Origin of the sequence: Amycolatopsis sp. TNS106 (assembly GCF_019330265.1) — a bacterium.
Classification (GTDB): Bacteria; Actinomycetota; Actinomycetes; order Mycobacteriales; family Pseudonocardiaceae; genus Amycolatopsis; species Amycolatopsis lurida.
In genome coordinates this window covers 5,188,128-5,209,265 of the sequence record NZ_CP024972.1, presented here as the reverse complement: position 1 = coordinate 5,209,265, position 21,138 = coordinate 5,188,128, and the positions used below count along the sequence as shown (strand labels likewise).

Genomic DNA, 21,138 nt, shown 5'->3' with positions numbered 1-21,138 from the left:
GGCCTCCTTCCCTACTCTCAAGGTAGGGAAGGAGGCCTTCACGGATCATCGGCTCAGGAAGCGGCAGAACCGAGCGGCTCGTCCGTCTCCAGCAGCGTCTTGAGGTCCGACAGGATCCACGGCCAGCCGCCGCCGGGGTTCTCGTTCGGTCCGGCGTCGATGTTCTCCTGCGAGCCGTTGACCAAGGCGGCCGTCGTCGGCGCGCCGGCGACGTCGTGGGTGACGGTCAGCCGGGTGCCCGCGGTCTTCGTCTCTTCGATCTCGTACGTGAGTGTGGTGTACGGCTCTCTGTCGAAGGCCGGGCTCATCAGCAGCTTCCAGGTGATGACCAGTTTGCGCGGCGGAATCGCCTCCAGGACCTCGCCGTCGACCAGGTCGCCGGTGAACCCGGCCTCGATGTAGTCCGATGTGGGATGCGTGGCGTGCTTGCCGCCCGGACGCAGGTCGAAGTCGACGAGGCCGGTGTACCCGTATTTCCGTGACCACTCCGGCTTCGTGATCGCGTCCCAGATCTTCTCCGGGGTGGCCTTGATGTAGACGCGGTAGACCTGGATGTCGGTCATGGCGGCTCCTGCTTTTCGAGTTCGGCTTTGAGGTCGAGCAACGCGGTCACGTTGTGCTCGGTGAACTTGTCGATCCACCGGTCGTGGATCTGGCGGATCGGCACCGGGTTGAGAAAGTGCTTCTTCTCCCGGCCTTCCTTGCGTGTGACGACGAGCCCGGCCTCTTCGAGCAGTTTCAGATGCTTCATCACGCCGAACCGGCTCATGTCCAGGCCGGACTCGAGTTCGGTCAGCGTGCGACCGTCGCGCGCGAACAGTCGGTCGAGCAGGAACCGGCGGGTCGGATCCGCCAGGGCCTTGAAAACCAGGTCGTCGTCGGGCACGCCAGCAGAATAGGTGACCAAAAGGTCACATGACAACCCGGTACTGCGGCTACAGCAAGGCGCCGAGCGGCAGGATCAGCGCGATCGCGACCACCGAGATGACCGTCTCCATGATCGACCAGCTCTTCAGTGTCTGCCCGACCGAAAGCCCGAAGTACTCCTTGACCAGCCAGAACCCGGCGTCGTTGACGTGGGAGAAGAACAGTGACCCGGCACCGATCGCGAGCACCAGCAGCGCGCTGTGCGACGGGTCCATGGTCGCGGCGAGCGGGGCCACGATGCCGGCGGCCGACACGGTCGCGACCGTCGCGGAACCGGTGGCGAGCCGGATCGCGACCGCGACCAGCCAGCCGAGCAGCAGCGGCGACAGGTTCGCGCCGGTGGCGAGACTGGTGATGACGTTGCCGACGCCGGCGTCGACGAGGGTCTGCTTGAATCCGCCACCCGCGCCGACGATGAGCAGGATGCCGGCGATCGGCGGCAGCGAGTCCGCCACCGTGGACGACAGCTTGTCCCGCGTGAAGCCCGCGGACCTGCCAAGGGTGAGCATGCCGAGCAGGACCGCGGCGAGCAGCGCCACGAGCGGGTCGCCGATGAAGTCGAGCACGCGGCGGACGTGGTTCTCCTTCTCCAGCAGGATGTCCGCGAGTGCCTTGCCCATCATCAGCACGACGGGCAGCAGCACGGTGGACAGTGTCGCGAGGAAGCCGGGCCGCCGGCCGTCCGAAGAGGACGATTCCGGGATCAGGCGTTCCGGCGCGACGGCGTCCGGGACCATCTTCGCGGCCAGCTTGCCGAACAGCGGCCCGGCGATGATCACCGTCGGGATCGCGACGAGCAGACCGAAGGCCAGGGTGAGTCCGACGTTGGCGTTCAGCGCGCCCGCGGCGGCGAGCGGCCCGGGGTGCGGCGGGACGAGACCGTGCAGCACCGAAAGCCCGGCGAGCGCGGGGATTCCCAGCATCAGCAACGGTTTCCCGGTGCGCTTGGCGACCAGCAGGATCACCGGGATCAGCATGACCAGGCCGATCTCGAAGAACATCGGCAGCCCGATCAGCGCGGCGACCAGCGCCATCGCCCACGGCAGGGTGCGGTCGCCCGCGCGGCGCAGGATGGTGTCGACGATCTGATCCGCGCCGCCGGAGTCGGCGAGCAGTTTGCCGAGCATCGCGCCGAGTGCGATCAGCACGCCGACCGAGGCGACAGTGGACCCGACGCCGGAACTGAAGCTCTTGATCAGCTTGTCCACCGGCATGCCCCCGACGAGCCCGAGCACGCCGGAGCCGAGGATCAGGGCCAGGAACGGATGCTGCTTCGCCTTGGTGATCAGGACGACGATCACGGCGATGGCGAGCACCGTCGCGCCGATGAGACGGGTGTCGTGTCCGGTCCAGGCGGCGGCGAGAGTGGTGGTCATCAGCGGTCCTTGAAAGCGGAAAGGGCGATGTCGACGATCGCTTCCGGGTTCTTCGCGATGTCGGCGATGAGGCCGAATTCGTCCGGCTGCAACGGTTCGAGGTCGGCGAGCTGGGAGTCCAAGAGGGACACCGGCATGAAATGACCGGAGCGGGTCTTCATCCGGTCGGCGAGCAGGTCGCGGTCGCCGTGCAGGTGCAGGAACCAGACGTCGCCGCCGCTGCGCAGGATGTCGCGGTAGCGGTACTTGAGCGCGGAGGACGTCACGACGCCGCCGGAGGACTGATGGTCCCGGATCCAGGCGGCGATGGCTTCGAGCCAGGGTCGCCGGTCTTCGTCGTTCAGCGGGTGGCCGGAGCTCATCTTGTCGATGTTCGCCTTCGGATGGAACGTGTCCGCTTCGGCGTAGTCGACGCCGAGGCGTTCGGCGAGTGCCGTGCCCACGGTCGTCTTGCCCGAGCCGGAAACGCCCATCACCACGATGACGGTCATCCGTACCTCCCACGTCGTTGTAGCCGGGACGAGTACAGCTCAAAAGTACTACTTAAGCAACATCAAGTACTACTTAATCGAGTCAGAACGTTACAGTCGCCTGGTGGGCAACGACAGGCATGCCGAAGTACTCGACGCGCTCGGTTCCGCGATCGCGAACGGTGAGCTCCCGCCGGGTTCCGTCCTGCGCTCGGAGGAGCTCCAAGAGCGGTTCGGCGCGTCCCGCACGGTCGCGCGTGAGGTGGTACGCGTCCTCGAAACGATGTGCCTGACCAGCAGCAAGCGCCGGGTCGGGATGATCGTGCGCGAGCCGCGTGACTGGAACCATTACGACCCGAGGCTGCTCCGCTGGCAACTCGACGGATCCGAGCGGAAGACCGCGCTGCGAACCCTCACCGAACTGCGCTCCGGCGTGGAACCGTGCGCCGCCCGGTACGCCGCGCTGCGGGCGACACCGGAAGAAGGCGGCCGGCTCCGGGCCCTGGCGAAGAGGCTTGAGGAGACGGCGCACCAACGGGACCTCGAAACCTTCCTGGGGCACGACGTCGCCTTCCACGATCTGCTGCTGTCCGCGTCGCGGAACCCGATGTTCGCGCAACTTTCGGCGGTCGTCGCCGCGGTGCTCGCCGGGCGCACCGGGCACGGGCTGATGCCGGAGGAGCCGCAACCCGAGGCCGTCGCCCTGCACGTCGAGGTCGCCGCGGCCGTCGACGCCGGTGACCCTGACCGGGCCGAACGCGCGATGCGGGACATCGTCATCCAGGCGCGTGACGAGATGGCCGTCCTTCTGGACGGATGATCTTCGAGTAACCTCTGCAGGTCTTCGAGGGATACTGGCTGCAGGGGGCGATGGTGAGCGCGGCTCGCGCGATCGGCTTGGTGTTGGGGGTGGCCGCGGACGGGGTGATCGGAGACCCTCGGTCCCGGCGTCCGGCGACGGCGTTCGCCAAGGCGGCTTCGGCGGTGGACGCGAAGGTCCGGCCGAGGCATCCGGTGGCCGGCGTCCTGTGGACCGGTGGCCTCGCGGGCTCCGCCGTACTGGCGGGCGTGCTCGCCGAACGCGCCGGACGGCGCAGTCCCGTCCTGCAGGCGACCACGACCGCGGTGACCACCTGGGCCGTCCTCGGCGCCGCCGGCCTGGCCGCGCACGGCACATCGCTGGCCCGGGACCTCGAAGAAGGCGAACTCGAGACCGCGCGCGGCACACTGTCCACACTGGACCCCCGCGTCGCCGACGACCTCGGCGTCATCGGCCTCTCGCGCGCTTCGGTGGAGACACTCGCCGAGAACACCGCCGACGTCGTCATCGCCCCGCTGGTGTGGGGAGCACTGGCCGGTGTCCCCGGCCTGCTCGGCTCGCGCGCGATCAGCCTGCTGCGCGGCATCGGGCGCGGGCGCCCCGAGCGGTACCGATGGCTCGTCACCCGGCTGGACGAAATCGTCCATCTCGTGCCCACGCGAGTAGCCGCCGGGCTGACCGTGCTCGCGGCACCCGTCGTCGGCGGCTCGGCGGGCGGCGCTTGGCGGGCTTGGCGACGGGACACCACCGCGCACCCGAGCCCGAACGCGGGCCGAGTCGAGGCCGCGTTCGCCGGGGCACTCGAGATCCGGGTCGGCGGGCGGACGGTGTATCCGCACGGGGTCGAGGAACTGCCGGTGCTCGGCATCGGCCGCAATCCGGACGCCGGGCACGTGACGCGGGCTGTGGAACTCTCGCGAGTGGTCGGCTGGCTGGGCGCGCTCAGCTCGGTGGTGCTTGCGGGTCTCGTCGGGCTTCGGCGACGACGGCGCTGAGCTGCGGTTTCGGCGGCGGGGGAGCAAGGGACCTTTGCTACCACGTGGCGCGCTGACCTGCGGAAAGGGAGCGGGGGACCTTTGCTACCGCGTTCCAGGCGGGCGGGGGTGTGTGGAAATAGAGACGTTGAGTGTCCCTATTTCCACACACCCCTCACTCCGCGTTGCGGCCGTGTGACCTGCGGAAAGAGAGCAAGGGACCTTTGCTACCGCTCCCGCCGCGCCAGCTGCGCCCGCGCCCGTGCGTCCATCGGACCGTCTCGCCGCGCGAGCTCCGCGTCGATCCGTGCCCGGTCGACGGGCTGCTTGTTCCCGCCGAACTTGAACTTCGCCCGCACCCCGGTGACGGTCAGCTCGACACCGCGGATGCCGGGTAAGACCCGCTTGTCCGGCGCCTCGGTGGCGCTCACCCCCAACCGGGCCGAACCGGGTTCGAAGTGCGCGAGCTGTCGGTCGAGCAGCGTGGCCTTCTCCGCGGCGTCGTCGATCAGCCGGACGTCGCATTCGAGCTGGACGGACGCGTAATACGACGTCGGGACGCCGTGCGGCGGGTCGGCCGGGGTGTTCCAGCCGGAGCGGATGTAGGTGTGGTCGTCGATCACCGACAGCAGCGCGCGAGGGTGTTCCTCCAGCATCGGCCAGACCGGGTTGGGGCGCGCGAGGTGCAGCAGGACCGTTCGGTCGCCGTCGTAGACGAAGTGCACGGGGTTGACGATCGGCAGGTCACGGCCCGCACCCCCGGCGATCAGCTGGCCGAAGTCGTGTTCGGAGAGCCAGGCCTGCCATTCGGCGTCGTCGTGGGCGGCGTCCCACGGGTGAATCAGCATGATCGAAGGGGAGCACGCGGAATGGACCTATAAAAGGGCCATTTTCGCATCAGATCAGGTGGCCACTTCGGAGCGTTCGTCCTCGGCCAGCATCTCGGCGACACTCTTGCGGCGCTGTGGCCGCTCCGTGGCCAGCGCGCCGCCCGGCTTCAGCTCGCGGACGGTGAAGTACAGCCAGCCCATCAGCGCCATCGCCCCGAACGCGATCCACTGGAGCGCGTAGGAGAAGAACGGGCCGGCGTCGGTCTGCGGCAGCGGCAGCGCGCCCAGCACGCCGGGCTGGTCCACGTCGAGCTGGAAGTAGCCCGGACGGATGTCCAGCTTCGCGGCGCGCGCGACGACCTGGGAATCGACGACGTAGCTCTGCAGCTTCCCGCCGGTCGACTCGTCGGCGAAGGCGTCGCGGTTCTTCCCGTCCTTCTCGTCGTGACGGGCCCGCGTGACGATGTCGACCGTTCCGGCGGGAGGCGGGTCGAAGGGGAGCGCGCGCGACTTGTCGTCGAGCCGGACGTACCCGCGGTCCACCAGTACGACCGTGCCCTCGACGGTCCGGAACGGTGTCAGGACTTCGAAGGCCGCTTCGCCCTGTACGGAGCGCAGCCGGGCAATGACCTCACCCTCGGGCAGGTACGTCCCCTTCATCGCGACGAGGTGCCATTCGGTGCGCTGATCAGGGGCGGCTCCGTGGGGAAGCAGCTGGTCCAGCGACCGCGGCTGCCCCGAGAACGACTCCCGCAACGCCGCGTTCTGGTGCTCGCGTTCGGTGTTGCGGGAGAACTGCCACGGCGCCAGCAGGGTGAAGCAAGTGATGGCGAAGGTGAACACCACCAACGTCAACGCCAGCCACCCGGGCTTCAGCAGGAACTTCAACCGCACCCCACCACGGTAAGCGGTCGGCCTCAGGCGTGTGCGCGCACCCAGTCGAGCAGGCCGGGAACGGCTCGCTCGATCATGCCGAGGACGTCCTCGAAACCGTCGTCCTCGCCGTAGTACGGGTCCGGGACCTCGGCGCCTTCGGGCGCGGACGGATCGAACTCGCGCAGCAGCCGGACCTTCGCCGGGTCCGGCACCTTGCGCCGAAGGAACGACAGGTGACTCTCGTCCGCCGCGAGCAGCAGGTCGGCGGCCAGATGCCCGCGGTCGACCTCGGCCGCGACGTGACCGGTCGGGTAACCGTGTTCGGCCAGCTTCGCGCGGGCCCGCTTGTCGGCGGCCTCGCCGACGTGCCAGCCGCCGGTTCCGGCACTGGACACCTGAACGAGGTGATCGAGTCCCGCCTCCTCGGCCTTCGCACGGAAGACGAGCTCGGCCATCGGGGAGCGGCAGATGTTGCCGGAACAGACGAAGACGATGTGCAGCACCTGATCAGTGTGATGGCCGCCGGAGATCGACCGCTCACCGGCTCCGAACGGCTACCGGGCGCGCGAAGGTGGAAAGCCGGGACGAAGCGGGAGTAGACCTCCTGGAGAGAAACACGCAGGAAGGTCGCTTATGAGCGCACCAACACCCAGCGTCGAATCCCCGGCAACCGGGCTTCGCTGGTATCGCATCACCGTCAAGCTTCCGCACCCCTACGAGGTCGGGCGGATCCTGTCGGAGCACCACTTCGTCCAGGCGAGATCGCCGAAAGAGGCGATGACCAGGATGCCGTTGCACCTCCGGTCGAGCGCGTCCGTCGCGCCGTACGAGGTCGTCCGGCCCGACGTGCCCGATCAGGCGACGAAGGCCTACCGGGCGATGCTGTGGACGGGCCGCGTGGTGCGCGCGGCCGGCCGCTGGGCGATCAACAAGGACGCGAAGGCGCTGGACTGAGCCGGGAGCGGTAGCAAAGGTCCCTTGCTCTCTTTCCGCAGGTCAGCGTCCTGGGTGATCGACCCGGGGATGTCGCGAAAGCCACTTTCGGGACATCTGACGTCCTGAAAGTGGCTTTCGCGACACGGGCCGCGGCCGAGAAGTGGTAGCAAAGGTCCCTTGCTCCCCTCCGGCGGGCACTGTGTGGATTTCGGGTCACCCAACGCACCGAAATCCACACGGTCACTACCCGCAGTAGGAGGTGCGCGGAGATAGGGGCACTCAACGTCTCCCCCTCCGCGGTAGCAAAGGTCCCTTGCTCTCTTTCCGCTGGTCAGCGCCGCACGCAGGCAGACCGCACGGACTCCGCGAGCGCGCCCGAGTGCAGCCGGTCCAGCTCGCGCCGCGCGTCGGTCAGCCGCACCGTGACCGCGAGCCGCACGTCGCACGACCGCCGCGCCCGCGCGTCCCGCGTCTCCGCCAGTTCGGAGAGCAGGCCCGCGTTGAGCCGGTCGATCACCGGCCGCACCTCGGTCCCCAGATCGGGCCGTCCGGGCGGCCGCGTGGCGGGGTGCTCGGTCCACCGCGCGTACAGGCCGCGTTGCACGACCTTGTTCGCCTCGATCTGGTCGCGGAAGAACCGCACCACACCGGCCGCGTCGAGGCCGAGACCAGGCGCCTTCGCGGCCACCGAGTCGAGGATCTGCTGTTCCCGTACCGGGTCGTCGATCGGCGACGGCGTGCCGAACTTCGCGGCCGCGACCTTGTCGGCGATCTGCACGCGCTGCGCGGCCAGGTCGGTCAGCTGCCAGAGCCCCGAAGACGCTGACGCGGGCGGCGCCGGGAGCACCAGGAGAAGCAGCGAAGCGGCACAGAGCACCCGAAGTCGCATGCCCGGAAACGCTACATGCGAAAATCCCCGGGTGCCCGCGCTAGCCGAAGTCATCGCCGCCTTGGAGCAGGCGTACCCGCCCGAACTCGCCGAATCGTGGGACGCCGTCGGGCTCGTCTGCGGCGACCCGGCCGAGAACGTGGACAAGGTCCTGTTCTGCGTCGACCCGGTCGAGGAGACCGTCGACGAGGCGATCGACGGCGGCGCGCGGCTGATCGTCGCGCATCATCCGCTGCTGTTGCGTGGCGTCCACGGCGTCCCGGCCGACAGCACCAAGGGGCGCCTCGTGCACCGCCTGATCCGTGCGGGCGTCGCGCTCTACTGCGCGCACACCAACGCCGATTCCGCGTCGCCCGGCGTTTCCGACGCGCTCGCCGACGCCATCGGCCTGACCGTCCTCGGCCCGCTCGACCCCCGCGAAGACGGCGTCACCGGTATCGGGCGCATCGGGGAACTGCCCGTGCCCGAACCGTTTTCCGCCTTCGTCGAACGCGTCGCGAACGCCTTGCCGCGTACCGAACCAGGCGTCTACGGCGCCGGCGACCCGGCCCGCCTGATCCGCCGTGTCGCCGTCTCCGGCGGTTCCGGCGACAGCTATCTCAAACGGGCCACCGCCGCCGGTGTCGACGCGTACGTCACCGCCGATCTCCGGCATCATCCCGCCGGCGAGCATCTCGCCGAGATCACCGAAGTCCCCGCCCTGGTCGGCGTCACGCACTGGGCGAGCGAATGGCCGTGGTGCGAGCAAGCCTCGGCCGTCGTCCGCGCCGCGTTTGCGGGTAACGTCGACGTTCACGTCTCCACGAGGTGCACCGACCCGTGGACGCTACGGGCCACCCGAACCGAGCACTGACAATCCAAGGAGCACCGTGAAGGCCGACCCCGCCGTCCAGCGCCAGCTGCTCGAACTCGCGAAGGTGGACGCGGAACTCTCGCGTACCGCCCACCGCCGCCGCACCCTGCCGGAGATCGCCGAGATCGACGCGGGCGAGAAGACGGTGCGCGAACGACGTGACGCGCTGGTCTCGGTCCAGACCGCGGCGTCCGACCTCGACCGCGAGATCGCGCGCCAGGAGAAGGAGATCGAGTCGGTGCGCGCCCGCGGCGACCGCGACCGCAAGCTCCTCGAATCCGGTTCCGTCGCGGCGAAGCAGATGACCGACATCGAGCACGAGCTGAACAGCCTCAACCGGCGCCAGTCCGCCCTCGAGGACGACCTGCTCGAACTGATGGAGCGCCGCGAGGCGCTCGAACTCGACGCCCAGCGCACCAGTGCCGAGGTCGCGAAGGCCGAGAACGAGGTCGCCGAAGCCGTCCGCCGGCGCGACGAGCACTTCACCGATCTCGACACCACGAAGGCGCGCCGCGACGAAGACCGCGCCAAGCTCCTGCCGCGGTTCCCGGAAGACCTGATGAAGCTCTACGAGCGGGTCCGGGCGCAGAAGGGCATCGGCGCGGCGCTGCTGCGGGCCCGCCGCTGCGGCGCCTGCCAGCTCGACATCGACCGCCGCGAGATCGCCGAGATCAAGGCGGCCCCCGAGGACAACGTCATCCAGTGCGAGAACTGCGGCGCCATCCTGGTGCGCACGCTGGAGTCCGGCCTGTGACCGAGCACGTGCTCGTCGAAGCCGACGGCGGTTCGCGGGGCAACCCCGGGCCCGCCGGCTACGGCGCGGTCGTCAAGGACGCGGCCACCGGCGAGGTGCTCGCCGAGCGCAAGGCGTACGTCGGCATCGCGACCAACAACGTCGCCGAGTACTCCGGCCTGATCGCCGGGCTCGCCGCGGCCGCCGAGCTCGGCGCGTCCACAGTGGACGTCCGGATGGACTCGAAGCTCGTGGTGGAGCAGATGTCCGGGCGCTGGAAGGTCAAGCACCCGTCGATGCAGCCGCTGAACGCCGAGGCCAAGGAGCTGGCGGCGCGGTTCTCGCGAGTGCGCTACGAGTGGATCCCGCGTGCGGAGAACTCCCATGCGGACGGGCTCGCGAACGAGGCGATGGACGCCGGGGCCGCGAAGAAACCAGAAGCTCCGAAGACCGTGAAGCAGGACAGGGTCAGCCCGGTCGGCTGGACCGGCGCGACCGGGACACCGACGAAGCTGCTCCTCGTGCGGCACGGCCAGACGGCGATGTCGGTCGAGAAACGCTACTCCGGCCGCGGCGACGTGCCCCTCACCGAGCACGGCAAACAGCAGGCGGCCGCCGCCGCGAAACGCCTCAGTGCGATGGAGGGCCTGATCGTCGACGGCGAGGCCGCGCCGATCATCGCCTCACCGCTGATCCGCACCCAGCAGACCGCGCAGGCGATCGCGGACGCGCTCGGCGGCCGGGTCGAGACCCACCCTGGGCTGATCGAGACCGATTTCGGCGACTGGGAAGGCCTCACCTTCACCGAGGCGATGGAGCGCGACCCCGGATTCCAGACCAGCTGGCTTTCCGACACCTCGATCGCGGCGCCGGGCGGCGAAAGCTTCGACGGTGTCCACCGCCGCGTCCGCAAGGCCCGCGACGAACTGATCGCGAAGTACGGCGGCCGCACACTCGTGCTGGTCAGCCATGTCACGCCGATCAAGGCGCTGCTGCGGATGGGCCTGGACGCCGGGCCGTCGCTGTTGTTCCGTCTGCACCTGGACCTGGCCTCGCTGTCGATCGTCGAGTTCTATCCGGACGGCAACGCGTCGGTGCGGCTGGTGAACGACATCTCGCATCTGTCATAGCCGGGAAGATGTGGCGCGGATCACGCCTGGATATGACGTGTCGCGGGCGGTCGATGGGGTATTGGCTACAGTTCCGGCGACGGCACGTGAGCGAAAAGGCAAAGACGGGGACATGACGGCGAGCGCACTGAGCGAAGCTTCCGAACAAGACGTGCCCGGCCCGGCGGAGACGCCGGCCCGTCGTGGCCTGGCCGCCCGTGTCGCGCCGTACCTGGCGGTGCTCGCCGGGGTCGCGGCCGTCGCCTGGCACGCCACCCTCTACGGCCACTGGATCGTCGACGACGCGGCCATCACCTTCTCCTACGCGCGCAGCTTCGCCGACGGGCTCGGGCCGGTGCTGCAGCAGGGGCAGCCGTCGGTCGAGGGCTGGTCGAACTCGACGTGGCTGGTGGCGCTGGTGCTCGGCAAACTCGTCGGCGTCTTCGACAGCGGCATGCTGTTCGGCGTTCCCGACTACGTCCTGTTCCCGAAGCTGCTGGGGCTCCTGTTCACCGCCGGGACGCTGGCCGCGTGCCACGTCATGGCGAAGCAGATCTTCGCGCGCTTCGCCTGGCTGGCGACGCTGGTCGTCGGGCTGACGCTGGCCGCGATCCCGTCGTTCGTCATCTGGACGATCTCCGGTCTGGAGAACTCCCTGTTCGGCATGGCCGTCGCCTGGCTCGCCGCCCTGTTGTTCGTGGCCGTGCGCAAGGACACCGTGCTCACCGCGAAGGTCGCCGTCTGGTCCGGGGTGCTGGTCGCGTTCGCCGCGCTGACCCGCCCCGAAGGCCTGATCTACGGCGGCGCGTACCCGCTCGTCGTCCTGTTCCAGCTGCGGAAGCCGCTCCTGGGGCAGAGCGTCAAGCTGATCGTGGTGTCGGTGGTCGCGTTCGCGATCCCGTTCGGGGCGTATCTCGCCTGGCGGATCGCGGAGTTCGGCAGGCTGCTGGCGAACCCGTCCATCGCGAAGGGGCAGGGCCTGCCCGGGCTTTCGGCGCTGAAGCAGCCGTTCGAGCTGGTCGGCTACGCCGGTATCGCCGGGACGATCCTGCTGGCGCTGACCATCGGTTACGCGCTCGTCCGGGCGGAATGGCGGCGCGCGCTGATCGCGCTGCTGGTACCGCTGGCGCTGGGCATCATCGCGTACGGCGTGATGGTCCCGGACTGGATGGGCCAGCACCGGTTCGCGACCCCGATCTGGATCCTCGCCGTGCTGGCGGGAACGCTGGCCGCCGGTGAACTGCTGCGCCGCTCGCGGGCCGTGCTGCGGACCGTCGTGGTGCTCGTGCTGGTCGCGGCCGCGATCCCGTCCGGGATGGGCTTCGCGTCGGCGTCGAAGAAGTTCCAAGAGGTCCCGACCGTGCCCGCGTGCCTCATCGCCGACCGCTTCGGCCGCGGCTTCAACACCATGGCCGACATCCTCGGTCTCCAGCAGGCGTCGCTGCTGCTGCCCGACCTCGGCGGCTCGTCGATGACCAGCCGCCTGCACCTGGTCGACATGGCCGGGCTGGTCGAGGCGGACGTCGCGGACTTCCTCAAGAACGGCGACCTGCCGGGGCTGCGCGACTACGTGTTCGAAAAGGTCAAGCCGACCTTCATTCACTCGTGGGGCCCGTGGGCCGCGGGCAACGGCATCACCGTCGATCCCCGGATCGACCGCGATTACGAGCCGATCTTCGTGTACCCGGGCAGCGGCCCGCGGAACGGGGACTTCGTGCGCAAGGACGCGATCACCAGCCCGGAGAAGCTGAAGGCCGTCCAGGACTACGCCGCGAAGACCATGCCGGACGTCGAGAAGGCGCGCTTCGGCGGCCCGCTCAAGGACTGCGGCCCGACCATGCACCCGGGCCAGACCGTCTACCTGCCGTAAACCCCCACGCAATTCGGCACCTGGTTGCGATCGTTGCACGTGCAACGATCGCAACCAGGTGCCGAATTGCATAGGGGCGGGGGTCAAGGGGCGGAAGCGACGAGGGGTTCGGGGGTGCCGGCACCGCGTTCCAGGTCCGCCTCCTTCGCCCGGATCACCGGAAGCACGTGCTTCCCGAAGTACTCGACGTCCTCCAGGTAGTGCAGGAAGCCAAGCAGCAGCAGGTTCGCCCCGCGCTTCTTGTACTCGATGGCCCGGTCCGCGATCTGCTCCGGCGTGCCGATCAGCCCGGTGCGGAAGCCGTCGTTGTACTGCACCAGATCCTTGAACTCCGAGTCGGCCCACATCCCCTTCTTGTCCGAAGTGGAGCTTCCCGCCTGTTTGACGGCGTTGCGGAAGCCCTCGACGGCCTCGGTGTTCGCCTTCTCGACGATCTCGCGCAGCACGGCCTTCGCCTCGCTCTCGGTCTCCCGCGCGATCACGAAACCGTTGAGCCCGAAGCGGACGGCGTGGTCGTTCTCCGCCGCGTAGCCGCGGACCTCCGCGACCTGCTCGCTGAACCCGTCGAAGTCCTTGCCGTTGCTGAAGTACCAGTCGGAGACCCGGCCCGCGAGCTTCCGTGCCGCGGTGGAGTTGCCGCCCTGGAAGATCTCCGGATGCGGCCGTCCGACCGGTTTGGGCTTGATGTCGAAATCGTGGATCCGGTAGAAATCGCCGGTGAATTCGGCGTGATCACTGGTCCAGAGTTCCTTCAGCACGCGAATGAACTCCTCCGAACGACGGTACCGTTCGTCGTGTTCCAGCCACGGTTCACCGAGGTTCGTGAATTCGTCCTTGAACCAGCCGCTGACCACGTTCACCGCCGCGCGGCCGCCGGAGATCACGTCCGCGCTGGCGATGAACTTCGCGAGCACCCCGGGATGCCACAGACCGGGATGGATCGCCGCGATCACCTTCAACCGTTGCGTCGCGAGCAGCAGCGCGAGGCTGAATCCGGTCGATTCGTGCTGGTAGGCGGCGCCGTAGCTGGCCGTGTAGCGGACCTGGCTCAGCGCGTATTCGAACCCGCTGTTCTCCGCGAGGACGGCGAGTTCCCGGTTGTACTCGTAACCCCAGTCGGTGCGCTGCTCGATGTCGCTGGTGACCAGACCGCCGCTCACATTGGGGACCCAATAGGCGAATTTGAGTGGTTCGGATTCGATTCCCGGCATGCCGCGGAGTGAACCCGCCGACCCCGGAAATCGTCAATCGGTGTCCACGCGCTGGGACCGGCCGAGCGCGGAACTCAATTCGGTGCGGCCGGTGATCCCCAGTTTCCGGTAGGCGCCGGACAAATGGAGTTCGACGGTGCGGCGGGTCAGGTGCAGCGCCTCGGCGATCTCCCGGTTGGTGAGACCTTGTGACGCCATCAGCGCGACGCGGTATTCCTGTTTGGTGAGGCCGTGTTCGTTGTCCTTCGCCGTCGTGAGGCTCGTGCGCGCGTCCCGCAGCGCCTCGGCGGCCCGCCGCGCGAGCGGGCGCGCCCCGCAGTGCTTGCTCGACTGCGCGGCGATCCGCAGCGTGCCGATCGCCTTCTCGGTCTGCCCGCGCCGGGCCTGGAACACGCCGAGTTCGGTCAGTGCCTCGGCCAGCGCCAGTTTCGCGGTCGATCCGCCGAGGACGTCGACGGCCTTGGTGAGCAGGCGTTCGGCCTCCTCGCCGAAGCCGTCGTCGCGGACGAGACCGGCGGTGGTCAGCGCGCCACCGAGGATCCTCGGTGCTCCCCAGCGCCCGGCGGCGTCGAGATCCTCCTCGGCCAGCCGGGCCGCCGCGTCGGTGCGTCCGAGCGCCAGCGCGGTGCGGGCGGCGTGCGCGCGCCACGGGGCGAAACCGGGGAAGCGCATGCCGTGGTGTTCGAGACGGCGGCCGCAACCGCGCAGGTCTTCGTAGCCGAGTTCGGGTTCACCGGTGGCCGCGCGGAGCCTGCCGCGGGCGTAGAGCAGGTAATTGTGCGGGAAAAGTCCTTGGGTGGCCGCGAAATCGATTTTGCCCAGCAGCGCGGTCGCGACGTCGTGGCGGCCGAGGTCGACCGAGACCTCGATCAGCCTCGCCGCGCACAGCACCGCGATCGGGCACCGGCTGGTGACGCCGCGTTCGTCGAACTGCCGCACCAGCGATTCGTAGTGGACGCTCGCCCGCACCAGATCGCCGCCGGCTTGCAGGGCGATCCCGCGGGCGAGGGTGGCCAGGGCCCCCTTCGGCACATGGAAGTCCCAGGGCAGGCGTTTCGTGTCGAGTACTTGGCAGAGCTTGTCGGTGAGCGCGGGCTCGTCGGCGAGTGCGGCCGTCGCGAGCGTGAAGAAGTAGGGCTGTTCGAACAGTTCGGGCTGCTCGCCGGACAACGCCTCCCCGAAATACCGGACGGCGTTCGCCGAGGACTCCCCGCTGCGCACCGTGTCGAGCGCGAGCAACCCCGACCGGCTCTGCTGCGCGGCGGGATCGTTCAGCGGCGCCCATTGCCGCTCGAAGTCGCGGAAGTCCGGCGGCGGCCCGAGCCTGCTGCCCGCCTCGGCGAGATAGGTCATGCACAGCAGCGGCCAGACGGCGTCGGGCCCGCCCGCGTCGAGCCGCGCGGCGAACTGGCCCGCGGAGTTGATCGCCAGCCGCGCGTCCGGGCCGCAGCACAGGGAAAGGATCATGGCCGTCGCGACGAAGGCCGCGGTTTCCCGGTCGTCGATGTGGTCGATGGCCTCGCGAACCCTGGCCGGCGCCGAATCCGGGTCGCAGTGGAACTCCGCGTGCGCGAGCTGAAGCAGGATCGCCATCCGCTTGCGTTCGCTGAGCCGTTCCTCCAGCGCGCGCGACAGGAACCGGACGGATTGCTCCGGGTCGCCCTCGACCACGGAATGCCGTGCGGCCAGCCGCAGGACGTCGACCGCCCAAGGGATCCTGATCGCGGTCGCCTCCAGGAGATGCGCGCCGACCCGCTCCGGCGCGGCGCCCGCGTCGTGCAGGAGCCGTGCCGCCCGAGCCTGGGTGACCGCCCTGGTGGTGAGCGGCATGTCGGCGAGCACCGAGTTGCGGACGAACCGGTAGGTCAGCGCCGGCCGATGGCTGTTGGTCAGCAGATGCACGCGCACCATCGTGTCGATGGCTTCCAGCGCGGTGCTCTCGTCGACCCCGGCGAGCTGGGCCAGCAGGTCGAAGCTCGCGTCCTCGCCGAGGATCGCGACGGCTTCGAGCATCTTCGGCGCGGCGGTGTACTCGTGCATGCGGACCCGCAGCACCTCGCCGATCATCGCCGAACCCGCGGTGTCCAGATCCATCCCCGGGACCAAGCGGCGGGCCAGCGCGCCGAGCAGGAACGGGTTGCCGCCGGTGACCTCGCGGCATTCCTCGGCGAACCGCCCGGGCGGGACCCGAAGGAACTCGGCGACGTGCCGGGTGCCGAGCCCGCGCAACAGGATCGTCGCCGGGGTGCAGCCGGACATCTCCAGCAGCGCGACCTCGCCGGTCTGCAGATGGCCGATCAGCGAGGTCAGCACGACCAGCACCGGCAGGTGCTCGACACGATGGCGGATGTAGGCGAGACAGCGCATCGACCACGGGTCGGCGAGGTGGATGTTGTCGATGCCGAGGAAGACCGGCCCCTGGCCGGCGGCGTGCCGGACGGCGTGGAAGAAGGCGTCGAGTGCCTCGGTCTGTTCGCGTTCGGTCCGGGGAGGATGGTCCGGCAGGAGTTCAGTCTCATGCGGTGTGCGCGGTCGCGGTGATCCGGGGACGGCGGGGGCGTGGGTGAGCCCCTCGATCAGCTGACGGCCGACACCACCGCTCAGATGCGTCTCCAGCCGGGACGCGGTGGCGATCGCGACGGTGAACCCGGCCGCTTCCGCGAGCTCACCGGCCGCGGTGAGCACCGCCGACTTGCCCATGCCGAACTCTCCGGCCACCACCGCGCTGACGGCCCGGCCGGCCAGGGCGGCCCGGAACAGCCCCGTGATCGTGTCGAGTTCGCTGTCGCGGCCCAGTAGCCCGGCGGCGCGGCGCTTCGGTACCGAAGGCCCGCCGAAGGGGCTCTCGGGATTTACTTCGGTATGCACCGTAGAGACCTTCGTGTCGGGTTGCGGCAGACTACTCGAACGTGAGCGGTATCGGGAGTAATCGCTGGTCATCGAGGGGAGCAGGGGTCGAGATGCCCGCATCGGACGAGAGCCGCCGAAGCCGGCGGGACGACCGTTGTGACGACATCAAGGCCGCGACGACGCACGCCAGGAAGACCACCACGAGGTTGGCCGCGATCAGCGACAGCCGCCCGCACCGCGGTGAAGCGCCGGGGGACAGGTAGCGCAGGTCGGCTTTCGCGAGCGCGTCTTCCACCGAAGCGAATTCCGCGACCTGGCGGCCACAGCGCAGGCAGCCCTTCAAATGCGTTTCGAAGGCGAGAGCCTCGGCCTGGTCGAGCACACCGAGTACGTACGCCGCCACATCGGTGTGTTTCACCTTTCGCTTCCTCATCGCGAACCCAGCTCTCCTAACGACCGTCGCAATGTCCGCATGGCCGCGTACAGCCGTGATTTGACCGTTCCCTCCGGGATTCCCAATATCACCGCCGCCTCGCGGACCGTATGCCCGGTCAGATACGTCTCGTAGATGACGGCCTGATATTTGCCGTCCAGATAGCGTAGCGCTTCGGAAATGACGAGTGCGGACAGTGACTGCTCGGTCCGATCCGCTATTTCGGCGTTTTCGGAACTGTCCAGTTCCACCTCCTGTGGGCGCGCACGCCGGTTTCGCCAGCCGTCGATCACGATCCGCTTGGCGACCGTGAGCAGCCAGCCGCGCAGCATTCCCGGCTCACGGTTCAACGTGTCGGAATGCTGCCAGGCGCGAATCAGTGTTTCCTGGACGACGTCCTCCGCCCATTGTTGATCATGGCCGGTCAGGTACATCACCTGACTGAACAGGGTTTCCCGGAAATCCTTGTACAGCAACGAAATCAGTTCGTCGGAAAGCTCGCTCGGCCGAGGGTCGCCGCCGAGCCCGCATTCTCTGCCCACTGCTTCCATAGAGTTCGCAACCTCCCCAGCGGTGGAGGATTTCACAGGTTCGTACACCGTAGCGCAGACTTTCGCCGTGGGCCATGTGCAGTAGTGCTCTATTTACCATTAGTCGTCCGGTACGTAAGCCGACGGGAAACGGTTCTAAATATGTAGTGTGATGCACATCACACTGGCTGCGATAGCAGAGATCGAACCGGCCGCTCCGGTTCGCCGTACTCCCAGTGAGGCACTTCGAGGACGGGGACGGGTGAAATGATCTATCGGCTTCTTGGAGTGGTGATCGGCTGCATGGTGATATGGGTCGGTACGCCGACCGGCGCCTTCGCGGAAATCGACTCCCCTGATCGGGAGCTCCTCGTGCGAGTACGCCAAGCCGGTTTGTGGGAAGGCCCGGTGAGCCGTCAGGCGGAACATCGCGCGAGCGCGCGGCGGGTCCGCGAGGTCGGCCGCGAACTCGCCGACGACCACGACCGTCTCGACGCACAGGCGCGCACCCTCGCTTCGAAAGCCCGAATCGAACTGCCCGGCGAGCCCACCGAAGAACAGCGCTCCTGGGCCGACGAGATCACCGGCGCCACCGGTGCCGACTTCGACCGGCTCTACGTCAATCGCGCCCGCGCCGCGCACGGGAGCCTCTTCGGCCTCGCTTCCCACGTCCGGGCCGCCACCCGCGACGACGAGATGCGATCGTTCGCCCAGGCCGCCGTCGACACCGTCATGCGGCATATGACCCTGCTCGAAAGCACCGGTATCGCCGAGACCACCTCGCTGATGGTCGTTCCGGCGGGCGGCAACGAACTCGACGGCGGCGACCTCGCGCTCGGCATGCTCATGGTGGGGATCGCCGGTGGAGCGACCTTCGGGCTCGTCCGGGTTCTCGGCGCGCAGGGCAGGCGAGCATGACGGCCGCACTCCTGGCGGTGCTCCCGGCCCCGTCACCGCACGACAGCGGGGTGCGGGACATCGCCGCGCTTTCCGCCCGGTTCGCCTACGTGACGATGTGCCTGACGCTGGTGTGGGGCGTGTTGAGCGCGACCGGCTGGATCAGGCGCGCCACCGGTCACGACGCGTTGCGCGGGGGTCACGTCGTGTTCGCGACGTTCAGCCTCGCCACCGGTGCCGTCCACGGACTGTCCTATCTGTTCCTCGACGACGGCTCGTTCGGTGTGCTCGCGCTGCTGATCCCGTTCGCGGGCGGCGGGTTCGCGCGGCACGCGGCGGGTGTCGCCGGGCTGGAACTGTTCATCGCCGTCTCGATCACCGCCGCGGTGCGCCGTGGCGTGACCGATCGCCGAGGGCAGCGGTTCCACCAGGCCGGCTACCTCGCGGTCGGCCTGCTGGTGATCCACTCCTGGCTCGGCGCGGCCGCGAACGGGAACGTCGCGACGGTCTGGCTCGGCGGGATCACCGTGCTCACCCCGGCCGTCGTGCTCACCGTGCTCCGGGTGCTCCCGCCGGGGGCGCTGGTCCGGCTGGGGCTGCTCGACGGCGGAGCCGGCCGTGCCGAACCGGTCCGGATCTCCGTCGACGACAAGAAATGTCACCGCTACGCCATCTGCCAGGCCGAAGCGCCGCAGGTCTTCCAGCTGCAGGGAGACGGCCAGCTGCGCTATCTCCGGAAACCCGGCGCCAAACAGGTACCGCTGGCACAGGCCGCGGCCAGAGCGTGCCCGATGCGCGCGATCCGATTGCAGGGGGCTGGACGATGAGCGAACGGATCGTCGTGGTCGGCGGCGGGCTGGCCGGGCTGCGGTGCGCGGAACGGTTGCGGGAACTGCGGTTCGACGGCGAACTGGTGATCGTCGGCAACGAGCCGGAGCTGCCGTATCACCGGCCCGCGCTGTCCAAGCAACTGCTGACCGGCGCCACCCATCCGGCGGAAATGCTGCTCGCCCGGCCCGACGAGATCGACGCCGAATGGCGGTTCAACACGCCGGCGACCCATCTGCAGCCCGGCCGCCAGATCGTCCACCTGCCCGGGGCGGAGGAACTGCCCTACGACGGGCTCGTCATCGCCAGCGGCGTCGAACCGCGGCGCCTTTCCGGTGTGCCGCACGGACATCCGCGGGTGGTCGTCGTCAGGACACTGACGGACGCCGCGGAACTGCGCGACAACCTCGCCGCCGACCACGGGCCCATCGCGGTGCTGGGGAGCGGGTTCATCGGCTGCGAGGTCGCCGCGAGCCTGCGCGAGATCGGCCGGGAGGTCACCATCATCGGCCGGTCGGCGCACCTGCTCGGCGAGGCCGTGGGCAAGCACGTCGGCCAGAAGCTCTCGGCGCTGCACCGGTCGCGCGGGGTACGGCTGGCGCTGGGCGCGTCCATCGACGGCTGGCAGACCACGGCGAACGGCCTGCGGCTGCGCTCGTCCGACGGCTGGATCCTGGACGTCTCGTGTGTCGTCGTGGCCGTCGGGACCGTGCCGTCGATCTCGTGGCTGCGCGGGGCGAAGCTGCCGCTCGACGACGGTGTCGTCTGCTCGCCGACCTGTCACGTGCTGGGAATGAACAACATCGTCGCCGCCGGTGACGTCGCGCAGTGGCCGAACCTGCGTTTCGACGAGACGCCGCGACGGGTCGAGCACTGGCTCAACGCCGTCGAAATGGGCCGGGCGGCCGCGGAGAACCTGCTCGACGGCCCGCGGGCTTCGCGCCCGTTCGCACCGGTGCCGCGGTTCTGGTCCGAACAGCACGGCATGCGGCTCCAGGCGGGCGGCATCCCGAAGCTGGGCACCGACACCGTCGCGCTCGCTTCACCCGTCGGTGGCGAACGGCCCGTCACCGGTTTCGTCCGCAAGGGGCGTCTCGTCGGTGTCGTCGGCCTCGACAGCCCGTCCGCCGTCCGCCACTGGACCAACGAGATCGCCGCGCAGAACCCCGTCCGCCACCCGGGAGAAACGGAGACGCCTGATGCGCCGATCGCGGTTGACCATGCTCGTCGTCCTCGCGGTGCTCGTCGTGGGCGCCGCGATGTGGTGGCAGGCGGCTGAGCCGGTGTCGCGGACGGCACGGGCTCCGGTCACCGAAGCGCTCCCCACCCCGAGGCCCAGTACTCCGGCCGGGACGCGGCTCACCGCCGTCCACCTGGCCCGGATGGGGCAGGCCGTCCTCGACGAGACCGGCGCCGTCCTCTTCCGCTACGAACGCGACAATCCGCACAAGGCCCGCTCGGCGTGCCTTGGGGACTGCGCCACGGTCTGGACCCCCGTCACGACCAGCGGCACGCCGTCGGTGACCGGCATCGACCCGGCTCTCGTCGACACCGTCAAGCGTCCCGAAGGCGCCGAACAGGTGACCTTGGCGGGCTGGCCGCTGTACAAATCCGCCACGGCGCGGCCCGGCGAATGGACCGGACAGGGCACCGACCACGTGTGGTTCGTCGTCCAACCCGACGGGCGGCGCAACCCGAACTGCCTGCCCGGACCCGTGCAGTAGGA

The 21,138-nt window shown here is 69.2% G+C and carries 23 protein-coding genes; 11 read left to right on the top strand and 12 right to left on the bottom strand.

The genetic code is table 11. From position 1 onward, the window contains the following. Positions 1 to 53: 53 nt before the first annotated feature. From CVV72_RS23280 to CVV72_RS23265, 4 genes are read right to left on the bottom strand one after another with little or no spacing between them, the layout of a single operon-like run. Entirely contained in the window at positions 54 to 563 is a 510-nt protein-coding gene (locus CVV72_RS23280) for an SRPBCC domain-containing protein (RefSeq protein WP_219145807.1), read from the bottom strand. Continuing rightward, positions 560 to 886: a helix-turn-helix transcriptional regulator gene (locus CVV72_RS23275; protein WP_219145806.1), complete on the bottom strand. Its 327-nt coding sequence runs from the start codon at positions 884 to 886 to the stop codon at positions 560 to 562. The genes CVV72_RS23280 and CVV72_RS23275 overlap by 4 nt, the downstream gene beginning before the upstream one ends. Positions 887 to 935: 49 nt before the next feature. Next, the gene (locus CVV72_RS23270; RefSeq protein ID WP_219145805.1) at positions 936 to 2,303 is read right to left on the bottom strand and encodes a gluconate:H+ symporter; all 1,368 of its coding nucleotides are present in this window, start codon (positions 2,301 to 2,303) and stop codon (positions 936 to 938) included. Then, the gene (locus tag CVV72_RS23265; RefSeq protein ID WP_219145804.1) at positions 2,303 to 2,794 is read right to left on the bottom strand and encodes a gluconokinase; all 492 of its coding nucleotides are present in this window, start codon (positions 2,792 to 2,794) and stop codon (positions 2,303 to 2,305) included. The genes CVV72_RS23270 and CVV72_RS23265 overlap by 1 nt, the downstream gene beginning before the upstream one ends. A gap of 103 nt (positions 2,795 to 2,897) precedes the next feature. Between CVV72_RS23265 and CVV72_RS23260 the strand changes: the two genes are divergently transcribed. Beyond that, positions 2,898 to 3,593 (top strand): FadR/GntR family transcriptional regulator, encoded by a 696-nt coding sequence (locus tag CVV72_RS23260; RefSeq protein ID WP_219145803.1) that lies wholly within the window; start codon positions 2,898 to 2,900, stop codon positions 3,591 to 3,593. A 53-nt stretch (positions 3,594 to 3,646) separates the two neighbouring features. Then, on the top strand, positions 3,647 to 4,588 hold the full coding sequence (locus tag CVV72_RS23255) for a CobD/CbiB family cobalamin biosynthesis protein (protein ID WP_219145802.1): 942 nt from the start codon (positions 3,647 to 3,649) through the stop codon (positions 4,586 to 4,588). Between the two features lie 206 nt (positions 4,589 to 4,794). Here the strand turns inward: CVV72_RS23255 and CVV72_RS23250 are convergent, their stop codons facing one another. The 3 genes from CVV72_RS23250 to CVV72_RS23240 are packed head-to-tail and all read right to left on the bottom strand — an operon-like array spanning position 4,795 to position 6,776. Next, on the bottom strand, positions 4,795 to 5,415 hold the full coding sequence (locus CVV72_RS23250) for an FMN-binding negative transcriptional regulator (protein ID WP_219145801.1): 621 nt from the start codon (positions 5,413 to 5,415) through the stop codon (positions 4,795 to 4,797). A gap of 54 nt (positions 5,416 to 5,469) precedes the next feature. Beyond that, the gene (locus CVV72_RS23245) at positions 5,470 to 6,291 is read right to left on the bottom strand and encodes an SURF1 family protein (RefSeq protein ID WP_219145800.1); all 822 of its coding nucleotides are present in this window, start codon (positions 6,289 to 6,291) and stop codon (positions 5,470 to 5,472) included. Between the two features lie 23 nt (positions 6,292 to 6,314). Next, a complete protein-coding gene (locus CVV72_RS23240) occupies positions 6,315 to 6,776 on the bottom strand; it encodes a low molecular weight protein-tyrosine-phosphatase (RefSeq protein ID WP_219145799.1) in 462 nt (153 codons plus the stop codon). Positions 6,777 to 6,906: 130 nt separating this feature from the next. On the opposite strand from CVV72_RS23240, the gene CVV72_RS23235 reads away from it, so the two are divergent. Beyond that, entirely contained in the window at positions 6,907 to 7,227 is a 321-nt protein-coding gene (locus tag CVV72_RS23235) for a hypothetical protein (protein ID WP_125680336.1), read from the top strand. Positions 7,228 to 7,540: 313 nt separating this feature from the next. Here CVV72_RS23235 and CVV72_RS23230 read toward each other — a convergent pair whose 3' ends face one another. Continuing rightward, positions 7,541 to 8,098 carry a chorismate mutase gene (locus CVV72_RS23230; protein WP_219145798.1) on the bottom strand — a complete coding sequence of 186 codons (558 nt, stop codon included), beginning with the start codon at positions 8,096 to 8,098 and terminating at the stop codon, positions 7,541 to 7,543. Positions 8,099 to 8,129: 31 nt separating this feature from the next. Here CVV72_RS23230 and CVV72_RS23225 point away from each other — a divergent pair, with 31 nt between their 5' ends. The 4 genes from CVV72_RS23225 (at position 8,130) to CVV72_RS23210 (ending at position 12,663) form a co-directional block, all read left to right on the top strand. Further along, a complete protein-coding gene (locus tag CVV72_RS23225) occupies positions 8,130 to 8,951 on the top strand; it encodes a Nif3-like dinuclear metal center hexameric protein (protein WP_219145797.1) in 822 nt (273 codons plus the stop codon). A 16-nt stretch (positions 8,952 to 8,967) separates the two neighbouring features. Continuing rightward, complete coding sequence (locus CVV72_RS23220; protein WP_034313141.1) at positions 8,968 to 9,705, top strand: zinc ribbon domain-containing protein; 738 nt, start codon at positions 8,968 to 8,970, stop codon at positions 9,703 to 9,705. After that, positions 9,702 to 10,814 (top strand): bifunctional RNase H/acid phosphatase, encoded by a 1,113-nt coding sequence (locus CVV72_RS23215; protein ID WP_219145796.1) that lies wholly within the window; start codon positions 9,702 to 9,704, stop codon positions 10,812 to 10,814. The genes CVV72_RS23220 and CVV72_RS23215 overlap by 4 nt, the downstream gene beginning before the upstream one ends. 112 nt (positions 10,815 to 10,926) lie before the next feature. Continuing rightward, positions 10,927 to 12,663 (top strand): hypothetical protein, encoded by a 1,737-nt coding sequence (locus CVV72_RS23210; protein WP_219145795.1) that lies wholly within the window; start codon positions 10,927 to 10,929, stop codon positions 12,661 to 12,663. Positions 12,664 to 12,746: 83 nt separating this feature from the next. Here CVV72_RS23210 and sfnG read toward each other — a convergent pair whose 3' ends face one another. From sfnG to CVV72_RS23190, 4 genes are read right to left on the bottom strand one after another with little or no spacing between them, the layout of a single operon-like run. Then, positions 12,747 to 13,874, bottom strand: coding sequence for a dimethylsulfone monooxygenase SfnG (gene sfnG, locus CVV72_RS23205; RefSeq protein WP_219145794.1), 1,128 nt, complete (start codon positions 13,872 to 13,874; stop codon positions 12,747 to 12,749). A gap of 33 nt (positions 13,875 to 13,907) precedes the next feature. Beyond that, positions 13,908 to 16,742 carry an AAA family ATPase gene (locus CVV72_RS23200; RefSeq protein WP_219145793.1) on the bottom strand — a complete coding sequence of 945 codons (2,835 nt, stop codon included), beginning with the start codon at positions 16,740 to 16,742 and terminating at the stop codon, positions 13,908 to 13,910. Positions 16,743 to 16,773: 31 nt separating this feature from the next. Next, entirely contained in the window at positions 16,774 to 17,142 is a 369-nt protein-coding gene (locus CVV72_RS23195) for a zf-HC2 domain-containing protein (protein ID WP_255632230.1), read from the bottom strand. A gap of 11 nt (positions 17,143 to 17,153) precedes the next feature. Beyond that, positions 17,154 to 17,708 carry a sigma-70 family RNA polymerase sigma factor gene (locus CVV72_RS23190; RefSeq protein ID WP_219145791.1) on the bottom strand — a complete coding sequence of 185 codons (555 nt, stop codon included), beginning with the start codon at positions 17,706 to 17,708 and terminating at the stop codon, positions 17,154 to 17,156. Between the two features lie 246 nt (positions 17,709 to 17,954). Here CVV72_RS23190 and CVV72_RS23185 point away from each other — a divergent pair, with 246 nt between their 5' ends. From CVV72_RS23185 to CVV72_RS23170, 4 genes are read left to right on the top strand one after another with little or no spacing between them, the layout of a single operon-like run. Continuing rightward, positions 17,955 to 18,605 (top strand): DUF4142 domain-containing protein, encoded by a 651-nt coding sequence (locus CVV72_RS23185; RefSeq protein ID WP_219145790.1) that lies wholly within the window; start codon positions 17,955 to 17,957, stop codon positions 18,603 to 18,605. After that, positions 18,602 to 19,411, top strand: a complete 810-nt coding sequence (locus CVV72_RS23180; RefSeq protein WP_219145789.1) for a ferredoxin — start codon at positions 18,602 to 18,604, stop codon at positions 19,409 to 19,411. The genes CVV72_RS23185 and CVV72_RS23180 overlap by 4 nt, the downstream gene beginning before the upstream one ends. Continuing rightward, complete coding sequence (locus tag CVV72_RS23175; protein ID WP_219145788.1) at positions 19,408 to 20,691, top strand: NAD(P)/FAD-dependent oxidoreductase; 1,284 nt, start codon at positions 19,408 to 19,410, stop codon at positions 20,689 to 20,691. The genes CVV72_RS23180 and CVV72_RS23175 overlap by 4 nt, the downstream gene beginning before the upstream one ends. Beyond that, positions 20,612 to 21,136: a hypothetical protein gene (locus CVV72_RS23170; RefSeq protein ID WP_255632229.1), complete on the top strand. Its 525-nt coding sequence runs from the start codon at positions 20,612 to 20,614 to the stop codon at positions 21,134 to 21,136. Before CVV72_RS23175 ends, CVV72_RS23170 begins: the two co-directional genes overlap by 80 nt. The last annotated feature ends 2 nt before the right edge of the window (positions 21,137 to 21,138 follow it).